The sequence below is a fragment of the Thermogemmatispora carboxidivorans genome (assembly GCF_000702505.1).
Lineage (GTDB): Bacteria > Chloroflexota > Ktedonobacteria > Ktedonobacterales > Ktedonobacteraceae > Thermogemmatispora > Thermogemmatispora carboxidivorans.
In genome coordinates this window covers 1,916,518-1,943,097 of sequence record NZ_JNIM01000001.1, presented here as the reverse complement: position 1 = coordinate 1,943,097, position 26,580 = coordinate 1,916,518, and the positions used below count along the sequence as shown (strand labels likewise).

19 protein-coding genes are annotated in these 26,580 nt (G+C 58.9%); 18 read left to right on the top strand and 1 reads right to left on the bottom strand.

Annotation, left to right across the window (positions count from 1 at the left end):
* Nucleotides 1-63: 63 nt before the first annotated feature.
* From N688_RS07650 to N688_RS07630, 5 genes are all read left to right on the top strand, one after another.
* Nucleotides 64-1,155, top strand: coding sequence for a hypothetical protein (locus N688_RS07650; protein ID WP_052888731.1), 1,092 nt, complete (start codon nucleotides 64-66; stop codon nucleotides 1,153-1,155).
* Nucleotides 1,152-1,841 (top strand): HesA/MoeB/ThiF family protein, encoded by a 690-nt coding sequence (locus N688_RS07645; protein WP_052888730.1) that lies wholly within the window; start codon nucleotides 1,152-1,154, stop codon nucleotides 1,839-1,841. The genes N688_RS07650 and N688_RS07645 overlap by 4 nt, the downstream gene beginning before the upstream one ends.
* Nucleotides 1,842-1,889: 48 nt before the next feature.
* Entirely contained in the window at nucleotides 1,890-2,729 is an 840-nt protein-coding gene (locus N688_RS07640; RefSeq protein WP_052888729.1) for an SDR family oxidoreductase, read from the top strand.
* A 179-nt stretch (nucleotides 2,730-2,908) separates the two neighbouring features.
* Entirely contained in the window at nucleotides 2,909-3,913 is a 1,005-nt protein-coding gene (locus N688_RS07635; RefSeq protein ID WP_052888728.1) for a GAF domain-containing protein, read from the top strand.
* Between the two features lie 301 nt (nucleotides 3,914-4,214).
* Entirely contained in the window at nucleotides 4,215-5,474 is a 1,260-nt protein-coding gene (locus tag N688_RS07630; RefSeq protein ID WP_052888727.1) for a lactate racemase domain-containing protein, read from the top strand.
* 260 nt (nucleotides 5,475-5,734) lie between these two features.
* Here the strand turns inward: N688_RS07630 and N688_RS07625 are convergent, their stop codons facing one another.
* Nucleotides 5,735-6,070, bottom strand: a complete 336-nt coding sequence (locus N688_RS07625; protein ID WP_156025340.1) for a hypothetical protein — start codon at nucleotides 6,068-6,070, stop codon at nucleotides 5,735-5,737.
* Nucleotides 6,071-7,082: 1,012 nt separating this feature from the next.
* On the opposite strand from N688_RS07625, the gene N688_RS07620 reads away from it, so the two are divergent.
* From N688_RS07620 to N688_RS07560, 13 genes are all read left to right on the top strand, one after another.
* Nucleotides 7,083-8,210, top strand: coding sequence for a DegT/DnrJ/EryC1/StrS family aminotransferase (locus N688_RS07620; RefSeq protein WP_052888725.1), 1,128 nt, complete (start codon nucleotides 7,083-7,085; stop codon nucleotides 8,208-8,210).
* Nucleotides 8,201-9,382: a Gfo/Idh/MocA family protein gene (locus N688_RS07615; RefSeq protein WP_052888724.1), complete on the top strand. Its 1,182-nt coding sequence runs from the start codon at nucleotides 8,201-8,203 to the stop codon at nucleotides 9,380-9,382. Before N688_RS07620 ends, N688_RS07615 begins: the two co-directional genes overlap by 10 nt.
* Nucleotides 9,383-9,436: 54 nt before the next feature.
* Nucleotides 9,437-10,885 carry a nucleotide sugar dehydrogenase gene (locus tag N688_RS07610; RefSeq protein WP_052888723.1) on the top strand — a complete coding sequence of 483 codons (1,449 nt, stop codon included), beginning with the start codon at nucleotides 9,437-9,439 and terminating at the stop codon, nucleotides 10,883-10,885.
* Nucleotides 10,886-10,956: 71 nt separating this feature from the next.
* Nucleotides 10,957-12,276, top strand: coding sequence for a glycosyltransferase family 4 protein (locus N688_RS07605; protein WP_052888722.1), 1,320 nt, complete (start codon nucleotides 10,957-10,959; stop codon nucleotides 12,274-12,276).
* A gap of 40 nt (nucleotides 12,277-12,316) precedes the next feature.
* Nucleotides 12,317-13,858, top strand: a complete 1,542-nt coding sequence (locus N688_RS07600) for a sugar transferase (RefSeq protein WP_052888721.1) — start codon at nucleotides 12,317-12,319, stop codon at nucleotides 13,856-13,858.
* 272 nt (nucleotides 13,859-14,130) lie between these two features.
* A complete protein-coding gene (locus tag N688_RS07595) occupies nucleotides 14,131-16,194 on the top strand; it encodes a tyrosine-protein kinase domain-containing protein (RefSeq protein WP_052888720.1) in 2,064 nt (687 codons plus the stop codon).
* A 71-nt stretch (nucleotides 16,195-16,265) separates the two neighbouring features.
* Complete coding sequence (locus N688_RS07590) at nucleotides 16,266-17,732, top strand: O-antigen ligase family protein (protein WP_052888719.1); 1,467 nt, start codon at nucleotides 16,266-16,268, stop codon at nucleotides 17,730-17,732.
* A 41-nt stretch (nucleotides 17,733-17,773) separates the two neighbouring features.
* On the top strand, nucleotides 17,774-20,020 hold the full coding sequence (locus N688_RS07585; RefSeq protein WP_052888718.1) for a glycosyltransferase family 4 protein: 2,247 nt from the start codon (nucleotides 17,774-17,776) through the stop codon (nucleotides 20,018-20,020).
* Complete coding sequence (locus tag N688_RS07580) at nucleotides 20,017-21,699, top strand: lipopolysaccharide biosynthesis protein (RefSeq protein ID WP_052888717.1); 1,683 nt, start codon at nucleotides 20,017-20,019, stop codon at nucleotides 21,697-21,699. Before N688_RS07585 ends, N688_RS07580 begins: the two co-directional genes overlap by 4 nt.
* Nucleotides 21,696-22,964: a glycosyltransferase gene (locus N688_RS07575; RefSeq protein ID WP_052888716.1), complete on the top strand. Its 1,269-nt coding sequence runs from the start codon at nucleotides 21,696-21,698 to the stop codon at nucleotides 22,962-22,964. The genes N688_RS07580 and N688_RS07575 overlap by 4 nt, the downstream gene beginning before the upstream one ends.
* Nucleotides 22,961-24,217, top strand: a complete 1,257-nt coding sequence (locus N688_RS07570) for a glycosyltransferase (RefSeq protein ID WP_156025338.1) — start codon at nucleotides 22,961-22,963, stop codon at nucleotides 24,215-24,217. The genes N688_RS07575 and N688_RS07570 overlap by 4 nt, the downstream gene beginning before the upstream one ends.
* A 54-nt stretch (nucleotides 24,218-24,271) precedes the next feature.
* Nucleotides 24,272-25,003 carry a polysaccharide deacetylase family protein gene (locus tag N688_RS07565; RefSeq protein WP_052888714.1) on the top strand — a complete coding sequence of 244 codons (732 nt, stop codon included), beginning with the start codon at nucleotides 24,272-24,274 and terminating at the stop codon, nucleotides 25,001-25,003.
* A gap of 95 nt (nucleotides 25,004-25,098) precedes the next feature.
* On the top strand, nucleotides 25,099-26,244 hold the full coding sequence (locus N688_RS07560) for a hypothetical protein (RefSeq protein ID WP_052888713.1): 1,146 nt from the start codon (nucleotides 25,099-25,101) through the stop codon (nucleotides 26,242-26,244).
* Nucleotides 26,245-26,580 lie beyond the last annotated feature (336 nt).

The following is a 26,580-nucleotide window of genomic DNA, read 5'->3' as shown; positions in this document are numbered from 1 at the left end:
TGACCGACGAGCTGCTTTCCGCTTGCACTCAAGCGCTTTCTGAGAGAAGAAAGAGGCCTGCCCATGCCAACCCCACCACCTCCATCGCCAGAGGAGCTGCTGCGCCTGATCAGTCGCCTGAGCGCAGCAGCAGAGCGCTTGCGCCAGCAGGAAATCATTGCTCCCTTGTTGCCCGGTGGACGTATTCGCACACGCATCGAAGGATTGGTTTATGAGTTCAAGGTGCGGGCCTCCTTTGCTGGCTGGGGCCGCTTCCGTCCTCGCGACGAACAGGAGGCTGAACTACTGGGGGAAGCTTTGCCCTGGCAGCGTGGGGCCTACCTGGAGCTGCTGCCAGCGCTCCGAATGATCTTACTTTGGCCCGTCTCAGGGCCAAGGGCCAGCCAGGCTCAACTCTGGCTGGCGCTGCCTTTTAATCCCAGCGATGCCCGTCAGCGGTTCGGCCTTCCCGACGAACCGTTGCCAGTGCTACTCTGTGATCCGTTCAATGGGGCAGAGCCTTTTGAGCGCATTGTAGCCCGTGTTGATGGCCAGACCCTCTGGTTCGATGGTCCTGATCCGCGGGCCGATCCCACGCATGCCGTCTGGATGCGCGAGGCCGTTGCCACCCCCGGGGAAGGGCACGAGCGTTTTCCTGCCGGCTTGAGCGCTTCGGAGCGCCGCGCTCTGCTGCTCTGGGACCTCCACCGCCTGGAGGAGGAAGCTCTCCGCCAGGAATTGCGGACTAGCAGCCTCGGCCATGATCAGGCTCTCGACACCGAGCAGCGAACCAGAGGCCACTTTGTCTCTACAGCTGGCAGGTCTGTGCCAGAGCAAGTGGCGCAGGCCCAGAGTCGCCGGGCCCAACTGGCGTGGCTACAACAGGAGCGCCTGCGCCTCCAGCTCAGCGAGCGCCTGCGCCACGCCCTGGCTAAGGCCGGCGCGGTGCTACATAGCTATACACTGCTGCCAGCGTCTTCTGGCTCGACCTCAGAAATCATTGTTGAGTGGAGCGAAGAGGGACGACCCTACCGCTATCGCTCTGTGATCGATCCTGAGCTGACGATCGTTTCCAGCGGCATTTGCTTGAGTGGACGTGACCGTGACTTTGATTTGACCAGTATTGTGAGCGTGATGCGCGACTCGCCCTGGAGCGAGGAGGAGCTGGAAGAATGAGCACAATCAATCTTAACCCAAACGATCCGTTTTTCCATGAGGAGCGCCACGCCTCGCTGGCCGCAGTCGCCAGGCGTCAGATTACGATTTGCGGCGCGGGGGCGCTCGGCGCCAATCTCTGCGAGACACTGGCCCGAATGGGCTTTGCACGCCTGCGACTGATCGACCACGATCGGGTCGAGATGCGCAATCTGTCAACGCAGCCGTATCTGCGCGGCGAGATCGGCGCTCCCAAGGCTCGCGCTTTAGCCGCAACGCTCTATCGCGCCGTGCAGGCCCGCCTCGAGCCAGTAACGGCAACGCTCACGGAACAGAACGCCGCTCAGCTGCTGCAAGGCAGCGATCTCGTCGTTGACACGTTTGATAATGAGGCCGCCCGCGGCGCCGTGAGCGCTGCCAGTCGTGCGCTGGCCCTGCCCTGTCTCCACGTCGGCTTCAGCGCCGACGGTCTCTATGGTAGCGGCGAGTGGGAGCCTGACTATCAACCGCCACAGGCCGGCTCCAGCGACCCTTGTGATTATCCGCTCACTCGCCCGTTCGCTCTACTGCTGGTCGCCCTGGCCGGGCGGGCCATTGCTGATTTTTTCCGCCAGGGCATCGCCTATACCTTCGAGGTTACCTGGAATGACCTGCACCTCGTCTACCGTCCCACTACTTTTACGGAAGAAGAGCAGGGCAAACCATAGGGTCTTCTTCACCTTTTCCACCAGAAAGAGGGAAATGAGGATCGCTGCATGAGTGATCGTCTTGCTTACGAACAGGAGCTATTCACCATTGCCAACCAGACAGCCGTGATCACGGGAGGCACCGGCGTGCTTGGGGGAAGCATGGCCCGCTTCCTGGCCCGGCAGGGAGTCCGCGTCGCCCTCCTCAGCCGCAGCGCCAGCCCAACAAGCGAGATCGTGCGCGCGCTTCGCGACGAGGGTAGGGAGGTCCTGGGCCTGCCTTGCGACGTAGGCGATCGTCAAGCTATTGAGCAAGCGGCCAAAGAGATCGAGGCGACCTTCGGACGGGCGACCATCTTGATCAATGCTGCCGGTGGGAATCGCGAGGCCGCTTCGACAACCTCACAGCTGCCTTTTTTCGATCTGAGGCCGGAGGCTCTTCAGGAGGTGCTGACCCTCAACCTCGTCGGCACCTTCTACTGTTGCCAGGTCTTCGGGCGCAGCATGGCTGCTGAGGGGAGAGGGAGCATCGTTAATATTGCCTCTATGGCCGCACTGCGCCCGCTGACGCGCGTCCCCGCCTATAGCGCCGCCAAGGCAGGCGTTGTAAATCTGACCCAGTGGCTGGCCGTTTATATGGCTCAGGAGTACAGCCCCTCCATTCGGGTCAACGCCATCGCTCCCGGCTTCTTCTTGACAGAGCAAAACCGTGGATTGCTCATTGATCCCTCGACAGGGAGCCTGACCGAGCGCGGGCACCGTATTCTCGATCATACTCCCATGCGCCGCCTCGGCCAGCCAGAGGACCTCTTCGGCACCCTGCACTGGCTGGTGAGTCCTGCCTCGGCTTTCGTCACAGGCATCGTGGTTCCGGTTGATGGCGGTTTCTCCGCTTACGCCGGTGTCTGAAGCCATCGCCTATCGATGATCGTTGATCGATAATACATAGTGAAGCGAGCGTATATTTCGCTGTCACAGAAAGGGTCGATTCGCGTTGATATTTACACAGGATTGGGTTAAAATGAGACAGTCGTAGGCAGATCAGGACCGGCGAGACAGCACTCAATAATCCCTAGGCAGAGGCGATTATGGCAAAGCTGGAGACCTGGCGGAGACTGCTGGAGCAGGCCATTAGCAATACGCATGAGCTTCGGCGCCTGGCGCAGGTTGTCGGTGTCAACAGCGTCACCATCATGCGTTGGGCCAAAGGGCAGAGCACTCCGCGCACGGAGCATCTGCGGCAGCTCTATCAGGCCGTGTTTCGCTCTCACCCAGTGCTGGCGGAGCATCTGCGACAGGCCCATCCTGAGCTGTTGGGCAAGCTAGCTGCCAGTAATAATGAAGACCAACAGATCCCGTCGACCTTTTACCGCCGTATTCTCACCACCTGCCTGGAATGTGCCCCAGCGCTCCGCTCCATAACCATGCGCAATCTTATTTTGCAGCAGATGCTGAGTCAGTTTGATCCTCACGAGCTTGGGCTGAAAATCAGTCTTATCCAGTGCGTGCCCCCTGGCGTGGTTACTGAGCCAGTGCGCAGTCTGCGCATCGTTCAGGGACGTGGCACCCCGCCCTGGCGCTCGCTGCCAGAGCAGGAGCTACTCCTTCTGGGGGCCGAATCACTGGCTGGTCACTGCGTAGCCTCTGGTCACTATGCCGTCATTCCAAGCCGGGAGGATCTCACCTACTATTTCCCTACCCATAGCGAGCCTTTCGCGGAAAGCATATTGGCCTATCCTCTTTTGCAAGGGGGGAAGATCGCTGGCTGTCTCTCTATTGCCAGCACCCAGCGCAACTATTTCCATCAAGCTCAGCTTGACCTGGCCCGCGACTACGCCTATCTGCTGGCTTTGAGCTGTGGGCCAGAAGAGTTTTTCGATAGCAGCCAGATTGCGCTGGGCATCATGCCCTCCGCAGCCGAGCAGCGTCCCTATACCTCCACTTTTGTTGGTCGCGTGCTGGAGCAGTTGCGGCGGGCCGCTCAGCGTGGCATTCCCCTCTCGCATATGCAGGCCGAGATCCGTGTGCTGCATGAGATTGAAGAGGAACTCTTGCTGCTTGGTCAGCGCTGGCAAGGCCTCACTATTCACTAGAGTCCTTTGCCAGCGCGGCAGGCCAGTCAATAGGTAGGCAGACAGCTGATTCAGTAGAGCACAGCCTCCCCACCATCTCGACACCAGACCCTACCCCACCATTCAGGTGATACAATCAGGGAGGAGATAGGGGGAAGCAAGAAAGCCCATTGGCATCACCCCATCTTCAGCCCAGCCCATACCAGGTTGATCACCGCTGGCACCGTTTTCCCGGATTCATATGCGGCAGTGCTCAACCAGACGGGACCATCGACGACAAAGCCAGCGTTCAGACAAAACCACCAAAGGAGAGAGCTTTTCGATGCTGCTTGGTGAGGGAAGCACCGACAAAACACTCAATTCCAGCCAGGTAAGCAACCTGCTCCAGCGCGCCCTCGAACCACTCGCCCTGGCAGGCAAGCGCGTCCTGATCATCATCCCCGATGGAACACGCAGCGCTCCTATTCCTCTCTTCTTCCGTCTCCTGAATGAGCAACTGCACGGTCGAGTAGCGCAAGTAGATTATCTCATCGCCCTTGGCACGCACCCCCCGCTCAGCGAGGCCGCCATTACGGCGCTGGTTGGCCTCTCAATGGAAGAGCGCGCTCAGGTCTATCCCGGTCTGCGAATCTTCAACCACCAGTGGGATCGGCCCGAGATGCTGCACGTTCTCGGCACCCTCAGCGCCGAGGAAGTTGAGCTCCTGACAGAGGGACTGCTCAGAGAAGAGATCGTCGTCTCCCTCAACCGCCGCATCCTTGACTACGATCAACTGATCATCTGTGGCCCAGTCTTTCCACACGAGGTTGCTGGCTTCTCAGGCGGGGCCAAATACCTCTTCCCTGGCATCGCCGGACCGGACATTATCAATACCACCCACTGGCTGGGGGCCCTGGTCACCAGCCTACATACCATTGGCATAAAAGACACCCCGGTACGTCGCCTGCTGCATCGCGCCGCCGAACTTGTGCCCAGACCCCTGCTTGTCCTCGCCCTTGTGGTGCAAGGGCAGCATCTGCACGGACTCTACATCGGCGACTATCAGCGGGCCTTCGAGGCCGCGGCGGACCTCTCCGCCCGCCTCAACATCGTTACTCATCCACACCCCTATCAGCTGGTGCTGGCGGTGGCTGCACCGCTCTATCCCGACCTCTGGACTGGCGCCAAAGCCATGTACAAGACTGAGCCAATCGTGGCCGACGGCGGCGAGGTCATTATCTATGCCCCCTGGATCAGCGAGTTCTCCTCTACCCACGGCCCCCTGATCGAGCGCGTCGGCTACCACGTGCGCGACTACTTTCTCAAGCAACCTGAGCGCTTTCGCACGCTTCCCGGCACTATTAAAGCCCATAGCACTCATGTCAAAGGCGCTGGCAGCTACGATGCCACAACCGGGCGCGAACAGCCACGCATCCAGGTCACCCTCGCAACCGGCATCGACGCCGAACGCTGCCAGCGCGTTAACCTGGGCTACCGCGACCCGCGAACCATCGACCCAGAAGCCTGGAAGGGACGCGAGGCCGAGGGCATCCTGGTAGTCGAGCATGCCGGCGAAGTGCTTCACCGTCTCCATCACCCCTGAGCAGGCAGACGCAGCTGCCAGAACCGCCAGGCCGCAGAGACCGCTCTTTGCGGTTCACGAACCAGACAACGCCAGGAGAGAGGCCAGGATCAGCAAAGAGACATCGGCAATGCTGAGCCTGCCTCTCTCGGCCAGTGGCTTTGTCCCCCAGCTATCAGATAGTCCGGCTCTGGAGTTCCCGCCCAATCTCCTGACACTAGCGGTGCCGCAGGCCGCCGCCCAGAGCAGCGCGCGCACCTTATGCCTATCCCTATCTCAGTCTAGACCACCTCTCGCTGGGCCATATCGCCATCATAGGTCAGGCATGTGAGACTGCAGCCACGCTCACGGACATTCGAAATCTCCAACCCAAAGCGGTGCAGCTTGCTGCGCACGGATGAGAGGGCACGGCGGATCGGACGCAGCTCTTGCTGCCAGCGCTGACTCCCCTGCGCCTCTAACAGACGCTGGCGACAACGAGCGACCGAACTGCCAGTGACCGGCGCTGACGATAAACTGGCTAGCAAAACCTCGTAGGGACAATAATGAGGAAAAGCTTGCAAAATAGGTTCAAGGATACGCAACTCATTGATACTGAATTGCTGATCGAGCACCATTCTTCCATCACACAGCAAAGAGAGCGTCCGCGTGCCTAAGCTCAAGGCTAGCGTCTGCCCAGGAGGCAAGAGATCCTGAAAAGCAAAATGAAGAATACGCGTCTCTGTCCCCTTCCGACGTTTTCTCAAACGAGTTAAGGTCTGCTCTGACATAGCATTTTTCCCTCATGCCTAAGCGACAACCCAAGTCATACAAGCTAGAGAAGAGCTGACAGACCCAGGAAGGGCCCAGCACTCTCCTCCACAACCAGGACAAGTCACGCCGTAGCAGGGCTTGTCTGTCAGTACGTTTGCCCATTCCAGCGAGGGGACCAGGACCAGGCCGTCGGTTCCACCCCGAAGAGCAACTGATCCCACGCCCCGGCAGCGATTGGAGTATCCATGAGCGCATCGACACATACCAATCACAGCCTTCGCTGAAGGGATATATAGCATAGGCATCGGACGAGCCATAGGTGAGTAGCCAGAATTGCCGGGGAGGTCCTACGAGCGATCAGCGGGTTCTATCAGCTCAGGAAGCCGATTGAGGCCTTTCTGGCTACCGCCAGCCGCTGCTGAGCGGTGTGTAATTGTTAACCGACGCCGGCGGCAAAAGTTGCCAGAAAAAACGGTCATCAGTTCCTGGAAAAATAGCTATCAACGGGACGACAATTGCCACCAGGTCAGCTATACTGGTCTTTGGCAGTGTGGAAGCGCCTCTAACATGGTGCTTGCTGATAGAAGGGACTGTCTTCTCAAGACTTTTTCATTTAAGCAACTCGCCAAGAAAGAGCGTTGCTAAGTGGCGCAGGAGCGTTGAGACCACATCCTTCAGCTTATGTCTCAAAACTATCATCTGGCCAGCATGCAGGCATTGAGAAGTATTCCGCTTGCCCAGCAGAGAGAGGCCACCTCCCGTATCTTGCCGCTGACCAGTGAGCGATCCACGGCTCTAGCACTGCTCCGCTTGGTCATACGCAGGTTGATTTGACCAGCTTCGCATGATGGCGCAGTGAGAAGAAGTGAGAAAGCGATGATTCCGATTGCTCGCCCCCTGTTGGGAGCTGAGGAGGAGGCCGCCATCCACGAGGTCTTGACCTCGGGCCTGCTTGCTCAGGGCAAATATGTCGCCGCGTTTGAGCAGCGTTTTGCCGAACTGTGCCAGGTCGGTGCTGCGATTGCCGTCTCCTCTGGCACGGCAGCCCTTCATCTCGCCCTTCTGGCTCATGACATCGGCCCGGGCGATGAAGTGATCACCACAGCCTTCAGCTTTGCAGCCACCGCCAATGTGATCCTGTTGGTGGGTGCCACACCGGTGTTCGTCGACATCGAGCCGGAAACGTACACGCTCGATCCTGCACAGGTGGCGCTGGCCCTCAGTGAGCGCACGCGCGCCATTCTTCCTGTGCATCTCTATGGACATCCCTGTGACCTTGGCCGCTTGCTGCCCCTGGTCGAGGCCCACAAATTGATCTTGATCGAGGATGCCTGTCAGGCCCACGCCAGCAGCTTCGCAGGTAAGCCGGTGGGCAGCTTCGGCACAGGCTGTTTCTCATTCTATGCAACGAAGAACATGACCACCGGCGAGGGCGGGATGATCACGAGCGACGACCCCGAGGTGGCCGCTCGCTTGCGTCTTCTGCGCAATCACGGGCAGGCCAGCCGTTATTACCAGATCGGCTTAGGCTATAACCTGCGCATGACTGATCTGCAAGGCGCTCTGGGTCTGGTCCAGCTAACGAAACTGGAGGAGTTCACACAGCGACGCATCGCCAACGCCACCTACCTGAATCAGCGGCTGGCTGGCGTTGTGCCGACGCCGATTACTCGCCCGGGTTGCCGTCATACCTACCATCAGTACACCATCCGCGTTCCAGCACACCGCGATGAGATAGCCGCCGAGCTGAACCGGCGCGGCATCGGGACCGCCGTCCACTACCCCACGCCTATCCACCAGCAACCTTTCTATCGTAGCCAGGCGAACCGCTTTTATGTAGTGAACCCAGAGCAGCGACAGCGCGTACGTGGTGACAGTCCCCTGGCCCGGCTGCCAGAGACAGAGCGGGCAGCGCGTGAGGTGCTCTCGTTGCCAGTACATCCTGCCCTGACTCAGGATGACCTGGAAACCATCGCCCGGGAGGTGATCGCGCTATGCGGCTGAGGGTGGCAGTGGTCGGAGCTGGCTCAATGGGCTGGAATCACCTGCGCGTCCTGAAAGAGCTGGAGGACTCAATTCAGCTCGTCGCTGTTGCCGAAACGAATCCCAGCGCTCTACAGCGCGCCGCCCAGCGCTTCCACATCGCCGGCTATAGCGACTACCGCCAGATGCTGGATGAGCAGCGCCCCGAGCTGGTCGCGGTGGTCGTCCCAACTCATCTTCACTGCGAGGTGGCCGCTTTCGCCCTCGATCTCGGCCTCAACGTCCTGGTGGAGAAGCCGCTCACCAGCACAGTCGAGGAGGCCGAGGCCCTGATCGAGCTGGCTCATCAGCGCAATGCTCGCCTGGCTGTGGGCCACATCGAGCGCTTCAACCCCGCAGTGACAGAGGTCAAGCATCGCTTGGGTGCCGGCGCTCTCGGACGCATCTTTCATCTGCATGCCCGACGAATCGGGCCTTTCCCCCCGCGTATCCGCGATGTCGGCGTGACTCTCGATCTGGCCTCGCATGAGATCGATACAATGCGCTACCTGGTAGATGCCGAGATCAGGCAGGTTTCGGCTCAAATCCAGCAGCATATTCATCGCACCTGCGAGGATCTGCTGCTCGGGCTGCTACGCTTCAGCAACGACGCACTGGGAGTGCTGGACGTTAATTGGCTGACGCCGACAAAGGTGCGCGAGCTGACCATCACCGGCGAGAAGGGAATGTTCTTGCTGAACTATTTGACCCAGGATGTCTTTTTCTATGAGAACGACTATTCCCCCACCTCCTGGGATGCACTACGCTCCCTGACAGGGGTGAGCGAGGGCACCATGACCCGTCTCAAGGTCCAAAAAGCCGAACCACTGCGCCGCGAGTACGAGGATGTGATTCGGTCGATTGCAACCGATAGCCACCCCTCTGTTTCGGGAGAGGATGGCCTGGCCGTTCTGAAGGTGGTTCAGCAGCTGCTGGCTTCGGCACTAGCGAACAACGGTCATCCTTCTCAAACTCAGCAATCCCCTACCTCGTGTGAAGAGGTCGACCGCAGTCCGGCTCCAGGATCTACCGCGGCCCTTTCTCACGAGCAAGGGCTAAATGGTCAGGCTCTCCCTCGCCGCCTTGCCAGTCCCACCTCTCTCAATCTGCCACAGAGGCACGAGGAACATCCCAGCACTCTGGGAGACGGATAGACGAGGATGAGAGACAGTAGCGCAGAGAAGAGCATGGAGAAGAGATTTTCAAACATGTCAATAACTGCCCTGTCACCAGCTACAGTGGCCATCGTTGGCCTGGGAAAGATCGGTTTGCCCCTGGCCGTGCAGTATGCTCGCCACGGCTGGCATGTCATTGGCTGTGACGTGAATCCTCACGTGGTTGAGCAGATCAATGCTGGTCGCTCTCATGTTCAGGAGGAGCCTGGCCTGGAAGAGGCCGTGGCCAAGCTGGTCCAGGAGGGGCGCTTGCGCGCTACGAGCGATACAACGGCGGCAGTGCGTCAGGCACGCGCCGTTGTGGTCATTGTTCCAGTCCTTATCGATGCCGCCCACCGCGCCAACTTTACAGCGCTGGATGCCGCCACTCGCGCGATTGCTAGAGGGCTACAGCCCGAGACCCTGGTGCTCTATGAGACGACCCTGCCAGTGGGCACAACCGCCCACCGCCTGGCCCCGCTGCTGGAGAGCGAGTCTGGCCTGCAGGCCGGCTCTGATTTCTGGCTGGCCTATAGTCCCGAGCGGGTCTCTTCTGGCACAATCTTCCGCGACCTGCGCCTCTATCCCAAGGTTGTGGGAGGGATCAATCTCGCCAGCACGGAGGTGGCTGCGGCCTTCTATCGCTCAGTGCTCGACACCTCTGACATCATTGTCATGCCATCGACGGATGACGCTGAGTTTGTGAAGCTGATCGAGACGACCTATCGCGATGTGAATATTGCCCTGGCTAACGAGTTCGCTCGCTTCGCCGATGCCCACGGCCTGGATGTGCAGGCAGCGATCGCCGCCGCCAATAGCCAACCTTATTCCCATATCCATACGCCGAGCGTTGGCGTCGGTGGCCACTGCATTCCTGTCTACCCCTACTTCCTGCTGGCCGGCGCTGAAGAAGTCAGCGAGCAGGTCGATGGATTCGCCCCGCTGCTTCAGCTCCCTCGCCAGGCCCGCGCCATCAACGATAGTATGGCTACCTATGCTGTCCGGCGCCTCGAAATGGCTCTCGGTTCCTTAGACGGGCAAACCATCCTGATTCTCGGTATTGCTTACCGCGGCGATGTACGCGAGCTGGCTTTTAGCAGCGCTGTTTTGCTGCGCCTCGCTCTGGAGCAACGGGGGGCGCGCGTATTGGCTGATGATCCGCTCTTCAGCCCTGAAGAAATCCAGGCCGCTGGCTATACCCCCTTCTCTCCTTCAGAGGCTGCCACGGTGAGCGCCATTCTTTTGCAAGCAGCCCACACAGCTTATGGCTCTTTTGATTTTCGTCCCTTTAGCAGCTGCCAGGTGGTGCTCGATGGTCGCCAGGCCTGGCACAGGCAACGCTCCGCCATTGAGGCGCTCGGAATACGCTACCTGACCATCGGCGATGGCAGCCCAGGCAGAACAAAGCAGAGACAGCTGGCGGCCTCCCGCCGCTGCGAGGCTACAGCCTCTCGCCAGGAAACAACAGCAACCACGCACCATCACTCAGAAAGTGCTCTTTAAGAGACTGTCGACGTTGATTGACTCATATAGCTCTTATTCTTACAGTGCTAAAGATAAGGACAAAACGATTTATGGCTCATATTCTCTTTCTAACCCTGTACTATCCTCCCGAGAAAGGGGCCGCAGCTTCACGAATCAGTCAGTACGCTGAGCACCTTGTGCAACGAGGCCATCAGGTTACGGTTCTGACAACCGTGCCGAACTATCCGACCGGTGTGGTTCCACCCGAGTACCGCGGGCGTCTGCTCCAGGAAGAAACGCGGGCAGGTGTGCGCGTGGTGCGTGTCTGGAGCTACACGAGTCCCAATCGGGGCTTCTTGCGACGCATCCTGGCCCATCTCTCCTTTGGCTGCCTGGCTCCGATTTTGGGAGCGCGGGCCGTCGGTCGCCCGGATCTGCTGATTGTCGAGTCGCATCCCCTCTTTAATGCCATCGCCGGGCGCCTGCTCTCTCGTTGGAAAGGCAGCCCCTATGTGTTTACGGTCTCGGACCTCTGGCCTGAGTCAGCGGTTCAGCTTGGCGTCCTACGGAATCGCCTGCTGATCCGTCTGGCCGAGTGGCTGGAGTGGTCCTCCTACAAGCGTGCCAGCCTGGTCTGGGTCCTTACCGAGGGGATACGCGATCAGTTGTTGCGCCGCGGCCTGGCAGCTGAGAAGGTTTTCTTCTTGACGAACGGCGTTGACACCAGCAAGTTCTTTCCTCGTCCACAGGCTGAGGCCCGTCAACACCTGGGCTGGGAAGAGTCCTTTACTGTGCTCTACGCTGGCACTCTCGGCATCTCTCATGGCTTGACTACTGTACTGGACGCCGCCGAGCAGCTGCGCCCCTATCCTGCCATTCGCATTCGTCTGGTCGGCGACGGCGGCGCCAAGCCCGAGCTGCTGGCCGAGGCACGCCGCCGCGGGCTGGAGAACGTCGTCTTCATGGACCCATTCCCCCATGAGCAAGTCCCCTTGCTACTGGCCGCCGCCGATGCCTGCCTGATCATGATGCGCAAGCTTCCTCTCTTTGAGGGGGCTTTGCCCTGCAAGATGTATGAGGCCCTGGCCTGCGGGCGCCCGATTCTGCTCGCTGTCGATGGCGAGGCCCGCCGGTTGGCGGAAGAGGCCGGCGCCGCTCTTTTCGTCGAACCGGAGAATCCCACCGCCCTGGCTCAAGCCATTGTGCAGCTCTATAAGCAGCCAGCCCTGGCTCAGGCCCTCAGCGCCCGCGGTCGCGCACTGGCGGAAGAGCGCTTTGACTATGACCAACTGAGCGCTCGCCTCGACGCTCAAATCGCCGCCTTCCTGTCACCTTCCTCTTCCACTCCTTTAGCGCCTTCTTCTTCACAAGAGCAGCAGAATCAAAGACAACAAGAATACGACCCCAATACATCGATGTCATATAGATAGAATGTGGTAGATGGATAATTCAGGAGAGAAAGGGAAACATATGCTGAAAGAGCAAGAATATCCACAACAGAGTGAACCGGTGCCAAGGCGAAATTATCAGGGGAATAGCGCCACCCTTGCCTGGTCTACTGCCTCTCAGTGCGAGCAGGGGCAGCTCAGCCTGCGAACGAGACGGCGCATCTCCAGCAACGACTGGCGGCTTATCCTGATTGGCGGCGATAGCTTACTGCTGCTGATAACCTTCACCTTGCTGATAGTGCGTAATCAGCCACCAGTCGCAAGTAGTAGCCGCCTGATCATGCCGTGGGAGATGCACCTCACCTGGATCGGCTGCGCCGCTCTTCTCTGGGGCTTTGCAGCTCGCTTGACTCGCGCCTACGACCTCAATGGAATGTCAAGCCGCCTGGTAAGCCCCTTACGGGCTATCATCACACAGCTTCTGTTGGCTGGTCTCTGGTTTGCTCTCAGTGCCACGCTCGAAGGCCGCGCCTTGCGCACCATCTTGCTCACAACCCTCTCCTTTACCGGCGTCAGCCTCCCCCTGATCGCCAGTTGGCACCTGGCTATTGCCCAATGTTTGCACCTGCCCCCCTTCCGGCGCCAGGGAGTGATTGTCGGGATCAGCCCCATCGGGGAGGCGATTGCACGAGAGCTGCAGGCCGCGCCCCGGCGCTCGACCATCGATATCGTGGGCTATATCTCAGAAGAGGAGAACCGGCAGGCACAGGCTGAGCGCGAGCGAGCGCTGCCTGTACCTGTTCTTGGCGGACGCCTCATGCTGCAGCGCCTGATCGAGCAGCAAGCCATTGATGTACTGATTATGGCAACCGAGTATCGGGAGAATCCAGCCCTGGTACAGGAGGCCATTACCGGGACCCACCTGGGGATCTCACTCGTACCCGCCCTCTGCGTCTATGAGAACGTCAGCGGGAAGATCCCGGTGGAGCAGATCGGCGGCCAATGGTATATCGCTTTGCCAGGCGCCAACCTCTCCCCTCTGTACCTCTGCTGGCGAAAATTACTCGATCTCACCTTTGGTCTGATGGGATCGCTGCTACTACTTCTGCTGCTTCCTCCACTCGCGCTGCTGATCCGCTTTGACTCGCCCGGCCCCATCTTCCACAGCCAGGAACGTTTGGGGAAGAACGGACGCAAGTTTAAGATGTACAAATTTCGCTCCATGCGTGTCGACGCCGAGCCAGAAGGGAAAGCTCAATGGGCCAGTCACAACGATGCACGGGTGACGCGCGTTGGGCGCTTTCTGCGGGCCACTCACCTGGACGAGCTTCCCCAGGTACTCAATATTCTGCGCGGGGAAATGAGCCTGATCGGTCCCCGGCCCGAGCGGGAAGAGTTCGTCACCGTCTTGGAAAAAACTATTCCCTTCTATCGCTGCCGGCTGAGCGTTCCCCCGGGCCTGACAGGCTGGGCTCAGGTCAAATACCACTATACTTTTACAAGTCAACAGGCCCTGGAAAAGCTACAATACGACCTTTATTACATTAAGCATCAATCATATATACTGGATATCCTTATTCTCTTGAGAACGATCATTGAAGTAATCAGATTGCGGGGTGTCTAAGTGGCGTGGACGCCATGAGCCAGCCCTCGTGGCTGGCAACCCCTGGCGAAGAGAGGCTGGTAGGTAAACAGGAAGAGAGGTCAGGAGCCCGCGCTGTCTGGTGAGGAGGGAGAGCAGCCCGGACAGGGACCGGTACCAAATCTACTCATGCAGGGAGCAGGACCTTCTTACCACTCTTTCCCCAGAAGTTTACAATTCGTAGCCAAGATCGATACATATAACAACGAGAGCAAAGACAGGGCAAAGGTATTTGCAAGAGAGGAACACTTAGAATGACGATTGCTCAGTACGCAGCCGTGCTGGCCAAGCGCTGGTGGCTGGTTGCCATCTGCTGCCTGGCGGTCGGCGCTGGGGCCCTGATCGCCAGCAAGCTGATGACCCCCCTCTACCAGGCGTCGGTCCTTATGCAGGTCACCGTCCGCACAGGCAACAATTTAGCTGATTATAATAATCTCCTGGCCAGTGACCAGCTCGTCGATACCGAGGCAATGCTGATCACGAGCCAGCCAGTCTTGACAGAAGTGGCTTCGCATTATCCAGGTCTGAGTGCCTCCACTCTGGCTTCTCGTGTCTCTGCTACTACAGAGACAAATACTCAGTTGTTCAAGGTCTCCGTCCTGGATGAAAGCCCGACACGGGCCGCAGCTCTGGCTAATGATATCGCTCAGACATTTATCAAGCAGCAAGATGCTGCTCTTCAACAGGATAATCAACGTTCCCAGCAACAGCTACAGCAAGAGCTTACTTCTACAGAACAGCAAATCAATAGTGTCAGCAATCAAATCAGTAAGATTGAGAGCACCACGAACGATGCGCAGCAGATCAGCGTCTTGCAGTCTCGCCTTAAGGCCCTGCAGGACCGCTATTCTCAGGTTCAAGATGCCCTTGTCCAGCTGGAGCTGACAGAGGCGGAAAACGGGAATATTTTGCGGGTTGTCCAACAGGCCACTCCCCCGACGAGTCCAGCTCAGCCCCGCGTCCTGCTCAATGTTGGGGCAGGGCTGGTCACCGGCCTTCTCATCGGTGTGCTGCTGGCTCTGCTCCTGGAGCAGCTTGATACGCGCGTGCGCACCGGCGAGCTGCTGGCCCAGCTCTTTGGCTATCCTGTCCTCGCGACCGTCTGGCGAGTGCGCTCCTCGGAGGAGAAGGAGATCTTTAACCCCAAGGAGCACGCTGGCCTCATCGAGTCTTACCGCATCCTTCGCACAAATATCGGCTTCTGCTCTATTGATACACCTGTCAATTATCTCTTAATCACCAGCTCTGTGCCGGGAGAGGGGAAGAGCACGGTGGCCGCGAATCTGGCGATCTTTATGGCTAAAGCCGGAAAACGTACCCTGCTTGTGGATGCCGATATGCGCCGTCCAACGCTGCACCGCCTCTTTGGGGTCTCCGCCGCCGAAGCCGGGCTGAGCAGCGCTATTATGGCTATGAGCCAATCATCCACGACTCCTCTGCCAAGTGTCTCGGCTTCACGCAAGCGCCCGACTGAGCAAGGAGGCATTCTCGATAGCTTCCTCTATGAGACCACGACCGCCAATCTCTGGCTGATGCCAGCCGGGCATCTGCCACCCAATCCTCCCGAGCTACTGGATTCGCAGGCCATGCGTAACCTGCTGTCGAACCTGGCAGATTACTATTTCGATATTGTGATCTTCGATGCGCCGCCGCTGTTGGGTCTGGCCGATGCCAGTATCCTGGCTTCGCGGGTCGACAGTGCTCTGCTGGTAGCCGATATCACCCGCGCTCGGAAGGAGCATATCCGCCAGGCGCGTGCCCTCCTGCGCCAGACAGGCGTACGCATCATCGGCTGCGTCGCCAATAAGCAGCAACAGCAGCGCGGCAGCATCACCCCCTACTATTATCAGGCAGCCGGCGACGAGCAGAGCGAGCAGGCAGGAACAGCCCTTGCCAGCAGCCGATGGAGTCAGGATCACCCACAGGTCGCTCTGGCCGAGAGAGAACTCTCGCCAGCATCGCCACGGGGAGTAAGCCAGCCTTCGCCCACTCCACAGCCGAGAGGGCTGGCTGCAACGGCTAGCCAGCAGCGTTCAGGCCCGGGGCAGCCGCCGACGGAGCCGGCCACTCCTGCTCAGGTCCAACGGGTCATGACTTCTACGGCAGGAGTCGGATCTGGGGGAGATGGGAAAAGCTCGCCGGTGCCAGCCCGCCCTCGCCTGACACGTGAGCGTCTCCCTAGCCCCAACGCTCCTACTGCAGGGGAGGTAGCTGAAAGCCCCGCTCCCCCTCGAGGACAGCGCGGTTCCGATATCACCGACTTGAAAACGCTGGAGATGCCTTCGATAGAACCACATAGACAGCGCGGAGAGCGATAAGACGGGCTATGAGCATCGTTCAGAAGACAACACAGCGATCTGCGTCAAGCGAGCGCGGAGGGAGGAGGGAGATGCTCACTCCCTCCACAGGCTTTATTGCCCTCCTTGTCGGAGCCTTGATCCTGGTGGGCATGGTGGAGGTTTTTGCTCCTTTACTGGTTGGCACTGTGATTCCCTCAACCAGCGTGACCCGTCAGGCCGCTTCGATGGCAACCGCTTTGATCACCGGGCTGCTGTTTTTGGCTCTGCTGCTTTACTTGCGCTGCGACGAGATCCTGGCGGTGACCGTCGCCCTGGTTCACCTCTACCTTGATTTCTATATGTCCCTCATCGCGACGGCTCAGCTGCTCGCGCTCACCCTTCTGTTGGTCTTTTTCCTCGGTCGCTCCCAGCAGCGCCCCTGGGTTGAGCCTCGCCCGCTCTGGCTCTGGCTTCTCTTTCTGGGCTTGACGTTCTTTCCTGCCTTGCGCGGAGCCATCAATCTGGATGACGCCCTCTTCTACTATCCAAATATTATTGTCGGCTCCTTCCTCTTCTTCTGGCTGGGCCTAAATACGGCACGCAATCTGAAAAGCCTCTGGCTGATCCTGGAATTCTTGGCAGCCGTCGGCGCTCTGATCGCCGTTCATACGATCGTCATCGCCCTGACAGGGAAATTTCTCCTGGGCACCTCCCTCCACGACCCTTTCTTGAAGAGCGTTTCGAATTTTACTCTCGGTGATACCGGCGTCCAGCGCGTAGGGGGATTTTTTATAGATCCGAACTGGAATGGCACATTCTTCGCCTTCGTCCTCTTCATTCCATTGGGTCTCTATGCGCATAGTCGTTCCTGGCTGGCCCGCCTGCTCTACCTTGGTGAAGCGCTGGTGATCGGCCCAGCACTGCTGTTCACGTTCAGCGGCGGCGCCTGGGTGGCCGCCTGCTGCGGCCTGGTCTTCTTCTTGCTCTTTGTGGATAGCTGGGGTTTGCGCCTGCAAATCCTTTTGAGCATCTTCCTCGTCTCACTGATTCTGATTCTCTTCTTCTCTGATCAACTCCAGCTCCTCTTCGCCCACCTGACAGGCCAGGGAGAGCTATCGCTGCGCTTGGGCGCCTGGGAAACAGCTTTGAACGTGATCATGGCTTATCCGCTTACGGGCGTGGGCTTCGGCTTGAGTATCTATATGCAGGACTCGGCCCCCTATCGCTCGCCACTCCAGTATGTTCCCCTGGCTCATCCTCACGATTCCTATCTGGAATTTGGAGCAATGGGCGGCCTACCTGTATTAGCAGCCTTTCTCTCTCTCCTGATTTGCTACCTGTGGAAAGCCTGGTGCACCTGGCGATTGTGTGATCAGCGCCAACGTGCCTTGCTCGCTGGTGGCCTGGCGGCTGTTGGAGCGCTGTGCATCAATAGCATCAGTATCAATGGCTGGACCCTGCCACCGCTGGCCTGCTTCGGTTGGCTGATGCTCGGCCTGCTCTCTTCTCCTCTGCTGCTGGCCAGCCTGGCCTCTCATTCTGCTACGAGGGATGCACCTGTATCTCTGCACGAGTGATGATATACCAGATCTCTTCTATCTGACACTGGAGAAGATCAATGTCTATCTCTTATGAATATGAAAAAGTGCGTAGCGGTAGTGAGCATCAGGAAGGCGGCTGGCCTCAGCAGCCCGGCCCCTATCCTGCGGCGGTTCTAGAGCTTTGTCTAAGCCAGAGTAATCCGCTGGTTACCAGCACGACTGCCCTGCAAACGGCCTGCCGTGCTCTGATCCATTGGAACCGCTCTCTAGCAAGCGGCGATCACCAGGAAAAGGATCTCTTCCTAGAAGATGCGAGGCGCTTGCTCGCTCTGGAGCAGCCTCTCGGCAAGGAAGCAGGCGGCTGGCCGCTGGTCTTGCTCCGGTCAGGTGGGAGTCCCGTACTTTGCCTCTCCGCTCTCGTGCAGAGCTGCGCCCTGGCCGTCTTGCTGCGCGCTCTGAGCATGACCGGCGATCAGCTCTATACGCTGGCCCTGGAGCGCTGCCTGAAGACTTTCCATTGCGATATTCTGGATGGGGGCATCGGCTCCCCCCTCTATGCTGACGGGATCTTCTTTGAAGAGCTGGCCATGTATCCAGCCACCCATAGCTTCACTGGCATGGCATTGGCTTTGCTCAGCCTCCATGAACTGATAGCCTATTGGCCCGCCTGCGAGGAGGGATGTCGAGAGCTTTTCCGGCAAGCACTGGCTACCTTTGAACGGAGTCTGCAAGAGTTTGCTGGGCGCTTCTGGCCCTATCGCGACCTGGCTACGCGCTGCCTGGCTACGCCCCAGGAGTTAGCTCTCCAGATCGCTTTGCTGGATGCTCTGGCAGCCTCGACAAAGAGCGAGGTTTGCGCTCGCGCCCGCCAGCACTGGCAGCGCTATTCAAGGAGCTGGCTGAACCGTCTGCGCTCTCGCTGGTGGCACGCCCGACACTCCTTGAGTGCGCGTCTTTGGCGCTTCTGGCAACCGCACCTCTTTCCACGTCCAGTGGCCTCCCCCAGTCGATTGCGTGTCTGCGTCCCTCTTCCGGCCTTCCCAGCCATTGGCGGAGTTCTTACCGTCCTGGAAGGTATCGAAGAAGCGACTCAGGGCCACTGGCGCATGGAATACCTCACCCGAGCCATTACTGACCAGGAGACCGACAGGTACATCATCCACCGTTTTGGCCGCTCCTGGATGGGCGCCTCTCACTTTCCATTTGTCTGGTTCTATGTTTTGACTGGCGCCGCCAGGCTCTTCGCCTTGCTGCGTCAGGGGACCGCTTTCGACCTTGTACTGCCCCAGGATGCCGTCTTCTCTGCCCTGCTTTCTGCTCCTCTGGGTCACCTGGCCGGCGCACGCGTCGTTTGCATTGATCACGGCCATTTGACCCTGCTCCAGGAGGACATTCATCCGCTGCACCTGGCCGAGCGTCGGCGCCTGCTCGCCCACCGCAGCCGCCTGCGCCGCCTCATCGGACGCTTGCAGGAGTGGTGCTACTGGCCCTCCTATCGCCTGATGCTCCGCTTAGCAGCCCGGTTCGTTGACCAGTACCTGGTACCAGGCGTCCCAGGCGACGGCGTGGAGACGATGGCCGCACGCTTTGGCATCCCCGCCAGCCGCGTGGTACGCTTCGCCAGCATGGTCAACATCGAGCGCTACCCAATGCTCTCTGAGGAAGAGCGCGTGGACCGCCGCCAGGAATATGGGCTAAGACAGGACGATATGGTGGTAGCGGTCGCCTGCCGCCTCACCCCGGAGAAAGGCCTCGATCTTGCGCTGGCAAGTCTGGCTCGCGCCCTGGAGCGGTTAAAGCCTACAGCTCGAGCCAGAGTGCGCCTGATCATCGCCGGAGATGGGCCTCTGCGCCAGGAGCTAGAGCGAACGATCGATCGGCTCCAGCTCCATGACCATTGCGCTCTCTGGGGCGAGCTGGCTGCGCCAGAGATTGCTCGTCTCCTGTCGATCAGCGATATTTTTCTCTACACCAGTACCCGCGGAGCCTGCTTCTCAATGGCCGTGCTGGAGGCAATGGCTGCCGGCTGCGCTGTGATTGCTTCAACCCGCCCCCCCTCAAATGCTTTGCTACTCGCTGAGGGACGCGGCATTGCAGTGAGACCGGCAGATACCGAGGAGACGGCGAATGCCCTCGTGCGCCTGCTTGACAATCCTGCCCTCTGCCGCCAGATGGGTCGGGCAGCCAGAGCCTATATCGCCACGCAGCATAGTCCCGAGACTTTCCGCAGGACTCTGCTCCGGGCCTCTGGCTGGGCAGCATTGGAGCAGCTCCTTACAGAATCGGTGGCCCGTAGCGGCCTAGAGGGGGAAGTTGAGGATTGAAGCCAACAACACAACAGCCCTATCCAGCCTACCCGGGGCCGCAGTATCCACAGTACGCGCCGGGCTATCAGCCAACACCAGCGGTGCAGATAGCACGCCCAGTCCAGCCGGCACAGCCGGCGCTGGCAGCCCCACCAGCTGCGCCAGCCCCGCCGACGACCTCGGGACCCAGTACCCCAGCACCAGCGCAAGAGAAGAGCAATGGCTATGTGGGTCAGCTGCGTACTCTGGTGAAGAGCAGTGGGATCTATGCCCTCTCTTCTCTGGCAGGCCCTCTGACCTCGCTTGTGCTGGCCCCAGTTCTGACACATACACTCTCGCGCGATGAATATGGCGCCCTCTCCGTGCTGCTCGCAGCCATTTCGCTGATCGCTGGCATCACACAGCTCGGCCTGGGGAACGCCTTCTTCCGCGCCTACGGCTACGACTACGAATCACGCCGCGAGCGACTGCGCGTGCTTTCGACCTTAGTAGGGCTGCTCCTGGCGATCTCAATTGTGGCAACGCTGGCCATGTCACTAGGCGCAGCCTTCATCGCCCTGCTCCTCTTCCAGTCGGCCCTCTTGACAGCGCCAGTGCAGGCCGCCGCCCTGGTAGTGTTGCTGCAGAATCTGAGCGTGCCGGGCCTGGCCTGGCTGCGAGCCGAGAACCGTCCCACACTCTATGCGACCCTTTCGATCGCCAACCTACTCGTGGGCCTTGTTGCAACCTTACTCTTCATAGGGCCGCTGCATCTGGGCATGACTGGGGCCTTGTTGGGCACGGCCAGCGGATATGCCATCGTGGTTTTCAGCATGCTACCGGTGATCCTCTGGGAGGCAGGCTTGACTTTTGACCGCGAAATGGCAGGCAATATGTTGTCCTTTGGCGTGCCCCTGGTGGCAAGCTTCGTGTCTGTCTGGGTGCTGCAGCTCTCGGATCGTTATCTGCTGAGTCGCTTTGGCTCACTGGCCGAAACCGCCAGTTACTCGATTGCCTATACGCTGGGCAACGTCTTGGGGGTACTGGTCATCTCACCTTTCAATCTGGCCTGGCCTACGACCATGTTCTCCGTGGCACGTCGCCGCGATGCACCGCAGATCTTCAGATTGATCTTCCGCTGGTTCAGCGTCGCCCTCCTGCTGGCCGCCTTTGGCCTCTCGCTGGCCGGGAAGTTTTTGCTGGAAGTCCTCTTCCCAGACAGCTATCACGGAGCCTCGCCCGTGATCTCATTAGTAGCCATGTCTATGGTCTTTTACGGCATCTACAACGTTTTCAATGTGGGCATATCAATAAAGAGAAAAACATGGTATGCAGTAGTTCTTACGGCAGAGGCAGCTATTTTTAACGTGGTGTTGAATGTGCTACTTATCCCGCTAACCGGCGCCCTCGGTGCAGCCTTCTCAACACTGCTGGCCTATGCGTTCCTCTCGTTCCTCGCCTACCTGGTGAACAACCAGATGTACCCTGTGCCCTTCGAGATCGGCTTCTTTCTCAGCGCCTTGACCATTGGGATTGCTCTCTATTTCATCGCCGCATTCTTGGTCCAAGGTCTTGATCCGCTGAGCAGTGCCGTCCTTTATGGGCTGATCTGGCTGACCTATGTCGTCATCCTGCTGCTATTGGCACGCCTGCCGCTGCGGCAGCTTGCCCGCCTGCGCCATTCCTTTCCCGGAAGGAGTGTGAAAAGAAGCCTATGACCACGTTATCCGAAGCTACAGATGTGGCTGCTGGCCCCACACCGCTTTTTCAGGGGCAGCACGTTGTCATGCTCAGGTTTGCGCCGGCCCTCGGCGATGCGCGTTTGTGGCGCACCGCCACTGCTCTGAAGGAGGCTGGTCTGCAAGTGACCATTGTCGACGTTGTCAGGTCGCGCACCTCCCCCCATGAGGAGATTCACCAGGGGATCAGACTAAAACATATCGTCATGCCCGCCTGGTTTATCCCAGCGCGTTTTAAGCCCTGGTTCCTGGTCAAGCTACTTCGCATCAATATACTGAGCGCCCTCCATCTCCTTCGAGAAGAGGCCGACATCTATCATTCATTTGTGGAGCATGCGCTACTCGCCGCCTATGTGGCCGCCAGACTGCGGCGCAAGCCCCTGATCTTTGATTCGCCAGAGCTGCCACTGTCAGATCGGGCGGTCCAGCGCTGGCCGCGCCTCCTCGCCATCGCGCGCCGGGTACTGGGCTACCTCGTGAGGCGCAGCCAGGGGGTGATCGCAGTCTCGCCCCCCATTGTCTCCCTCATCGAGCGCGAGTATGGCGGACAGCGTGTCACGCTCTTGCGTAATGTGCCACCCTACCGCCAGGTTGCGCGCACCAATCTGCTACGCGAAAAATTGGGCTTATCCAGTGAGACCCGCATTGCCCTTTATCAGGGCAATCTTCAGGAAAACCGCGGCCTCGACCTGCTCGTGCGAGCCGCTCCATTTTTAGAGCCAGACGTCGTGATTGTCATGCTTGGGGCGGCGCGCGAGCCAACACATCAGAAACTGCAGAAGCTGATCTCTGAGCTTGGAGTGGAGCAACGTGTGAAATTGCTACCTCCCGTTCCCTACGAGGAGCTCCTCACCTGGACCGCCTCAGCCGATCTCGGCCTGACCTTGCTCCCTCCCGATTACTCACTGAGCATCCGCTACTGCCTGCCTAACAAGTTCTTCGAGTACTTGATGGCAGGACTTCCCGTACTCAGCTCCCAACTCGATGTGATTGCCGAGCTGATTCAAGCCCACCAGTTGGGAGTAGTCGAGCCATCACTTGATCCGGCTACCGTCGCCGCCACCATTAATCGGGTCATCCACGATCAGGAGGCACTGGAGCGCATGAGGCAGCACGCCCTGGAGATTGCTCACCGCGAGTTCAACTGGAACCGCGAGCAATTTCATCTGTTCGAACTCTATGAGGCGCTGCTGCCAGCAAGGCCAGCCAGCGCAGCAGCGCCACAGCAGGAGGGATCACGTTGAGAGAGTCGATAGTCAGCCAGCATGCCAATCAGGCCACCGAGACTTCACGGGGCGACTCCCCCGGGAGCTTATCCCCTCTGCGGGTCTGTATGCATGTGCTGGGCCAGGGCAAGAGCGATGTACGAGTAATGCGGGCCGCAACCGCTCTGAGCGCCGCCGGATGCCATGTCAGCGTGGTCGATCTGGAGTCGCAAGGGCAACCTGCGCGTGAGGAACTCCAGGGCATTGCGCTGCAGCACGTACGGCAGCCCCCCGAGTTCTTCTCGTCTCGTTTCAAGCGCCATGCCTTGCTCAGGGCCGCCTCCCTCTTCGTGCGCGGTACGTGGCAGGTGCTGAGCACAGACGCCGATGTCTATCACGCTCATGATGTTAGCGCTCTGCCAGCTTGCTACCTGGCCTCGCGCCTGCGCCGGAAACGGCTGGTCTTCGAGGCTCACGAGATGCCCCTGGAGGAGCACCCCCTTTCTTCAATGAGTCGGGGTCGACGGCTGCTTCACCATCTGCTGACCCTGCTCATGAAAGGTATGATTCCAGCCAGCGATGGCGTGATTACTGTCTCTCCGCCGATTGTTGAGGAGCTTCAGCGCCGCTATCGGATCAAACACCTGGCCCTGGTGCGCAATATTCCTCCCTATCAGCAGGTGACGCGCAGTAAGCGACTACACGAGGCCCTCGGCCTGGCACCTCAGATACGCCTGGCTCTGTATCAAGGACGCCTCCAGGCCAATCGCTCGCTGGATCTTCTCGTCAAGGCCGCCCGCTACCTCGATCCCGAGATTGTTATCGTGCTGCTGGGAAAAGGTCTGGGCAACGCCGCCGAGGAGCTGGAGCAGCTGATTGCGACAGAACAGGTCGGCGACCGCGTGAAGCTCTTGCCCGCCGTCCCTTACGCCGAGCTGCTGCGTTGGACAGCTTCGGCAGATCTGGGCCTGCTGGTCGCCTCACCCGACTATTCGCTGAACGTGCAGATGTTCCTACCCAATAAGCTGTTTGAGTACATTATGGCCGGCGTACCCGTGCTGACCTCAGCCCTGCCAGCAGTCGTGGAACTCGTGCAGCGCTACGGTCTGGGTGAGGTGGTCAGCGAGCTCACTCCTGAAGCCATCGCCAGCACCATTAACAGGATGCTTGCCAAGCCGCACATGCTGGCCACTATGCGGCAGAACGCTCTACAGGCGGCCTCCACCGATCTGCGTTGGGAGAAGGAACAGGAAAACTTGCTGCAACTCTACCGGCAGATCATCAAACAGTGAAAGCGAAAGATCATTAAAACTATCTATTCAATACTAGAAGTAGGTAGAAGAGCATTGGAAGATTTTACTTTACAGAGTTACCGTCAACTCCTCTCGGCCTTTGCGAGTCGAGGTTATCGTTGCTCGCTCTTCGATGGTCTTGAAGAGCGACTAGAGCAAGGCGAGCGTATATTGCTACTGAGGCACGATATCGATATTAGTCTAAAAGCTGCGTTAGAGCTTGCTCGCGTGGAATATGAGTCTGGCTTCCAGGCCACGTATTTTGTGATGCTGTCCTCCCCATTTTATAATGTACTCAGTACAGAAAGTGCTCGTCTTCTGGAGCAGATTCATAATTATGGGCATGATATTGCCCTTCACATTGATTTACAGGACTATCATGGTCAGCATCTCGACGTTGTTCACGAAATAGAGATCCTGGCACACTTCTACCCCTATGTCAAACGAGAGATTGCGAGTGTCCACAGTCCGCGCACACTCGCCAGCATTCCAGTAGAAGAGGCCAGGCCGATCTATGCGGTCTACCATTTAGCTCAGCGAGGCGACCTTGCTTATATCAGCGATTCGACCGGACGCTGGCGCTATGGCCATCCTCTGCAGTCAGCGGCTTTTCGGGAAGGGAAGGCGATTCAACTCCTGACGCATCCCATCTGGTGGGTAGCCGAGGGAGCAACACCCAGGCAGAAGCTGGAAAGCTGGTTCTATCACAGCTATGAGGGGAACCTGGAGCTGGCCAAAACCTTTCTTCCCAAGCTTTTCGGCCAACAGGAGGCCGAGACAGCCTAGTCACCAGAGAGGGAAGCCCAAGAGCAGCAAGGCAAGGTCGGTAGCTGAGCCAGCTCAGTAGTTGCCCAGGAAGTCAAGCAGGGAGCGACGAACGTATGAGGCAGGAGCATCACTGGCAGAGGCGCGCCTTCTTGCTGCTCAGCGCGTCGGTTATGGCTATTCTGGTAGGGATAGGTTGGCTGCTGCATCCCTGGTGGTTGATCACCCACTCGCCGCTGGTTTCGCAGCTGACAACGAGCAGCCCGCACTTTGCCAGTTCCAGCGGGCAGGATAGCCGTTTCAAGGATCTGCATCTGACCGGCGGCTTCACCGTTGGAACCCCCGCCGAGGTTGCAGAAGCCGCAGCATTGGGGATACAAGTGGTTTTTGAGTATGGTGATCCACCTTCACCAGAGAGCGAGCTAGGGCGAGCGCTCCAGGCCGCACACATGCAGGTCATCGACGGCTATATCTCTAGCTACCTGCAGTATTACGAGTGCCACCGTACCAAAACGGTCAAGCCGCCACCACCCGGCGCTCATCCTTACTGCGGGCGGGATTCGGTGCCGATTGCGAGCGAAGAGGCTTTGCTCCAGCTTGTCAGACGGCACCTCGAAGAGACTCAGTCTAATCCGCTCATTCTGGGGTATTGGGTGCTTGATGACTGGGTGCTGTGGGACCCTGGCAGCGCTCGTGAGCTGTTAATCAAGTTTCACGAATTGATCCAGCAGTATACGCCTCAGCGCCCTGCCATCTGCGGCTTTGGTGCTTCGCCACCTACAGGCTTCGATACCGGCTGGCATGATGAGGTCGCAGCTAACTTCACCGCCGAGGGCTGCGACCTGATCGGCCTCTATATCTTCACGGTCTTGCAAGCCAGGGAAGATGCCTCCGCCAGCCGCTATGACTGGTCAATGCGTAGTACCCTGAATGCTATGTTCACCAGCCTGCAGAAACGCGGCTGGAACTACGCTCAGACCCCGGTGATTGGGATCGCGCAGGCCTTCGGCGGACCTTCGACTCGGGCCGGCCTGAGCTGGCCGCTGCCCAGTACCGCCGATATTGTCCAGCAAAGCCAGAGTTTCTGCCAGCATGGAGCCACCGGCATCGCTTACTACGGCTGGGACGCCAATCTCTACAGCTCGCAAACCCAAACGCCAGCCAATAATCACGCTATTCAGGAGGGCATCCGTCAGGGTATCGCTGCTTGCCAGCATATTTGGACCACAGCGGAACAGGGAACCCCCCTGACGGTAGATTAGGTCCGCCAGAAAGCGGTCATCAATGCCGGTAAAGACGGTTATCATGTTCTGCCAAAAGAGCCATCCAAGAGGAGCTTTCCAGCCAATAGAGCAGTATACTGTTATCTGGCGTCTTTCTTTCCAACTCATCTGAAGGCGCGTCCGCTCTCGCGCGCCACCTGAACAGGCAGGCTGGTAGACAGGGAGGATACCAGGCAGAAACGTAGCATTCCAGAATAACTACAACCACAACGGATTCAGCGACGTTTCAAAAGGACGTATCCTCAAGGGTGCTGCCTGTCTACACTCAATCAGCAGGCTGTTTCAATCATAGCCTCCTCCCGGGAGAGGCAAGGA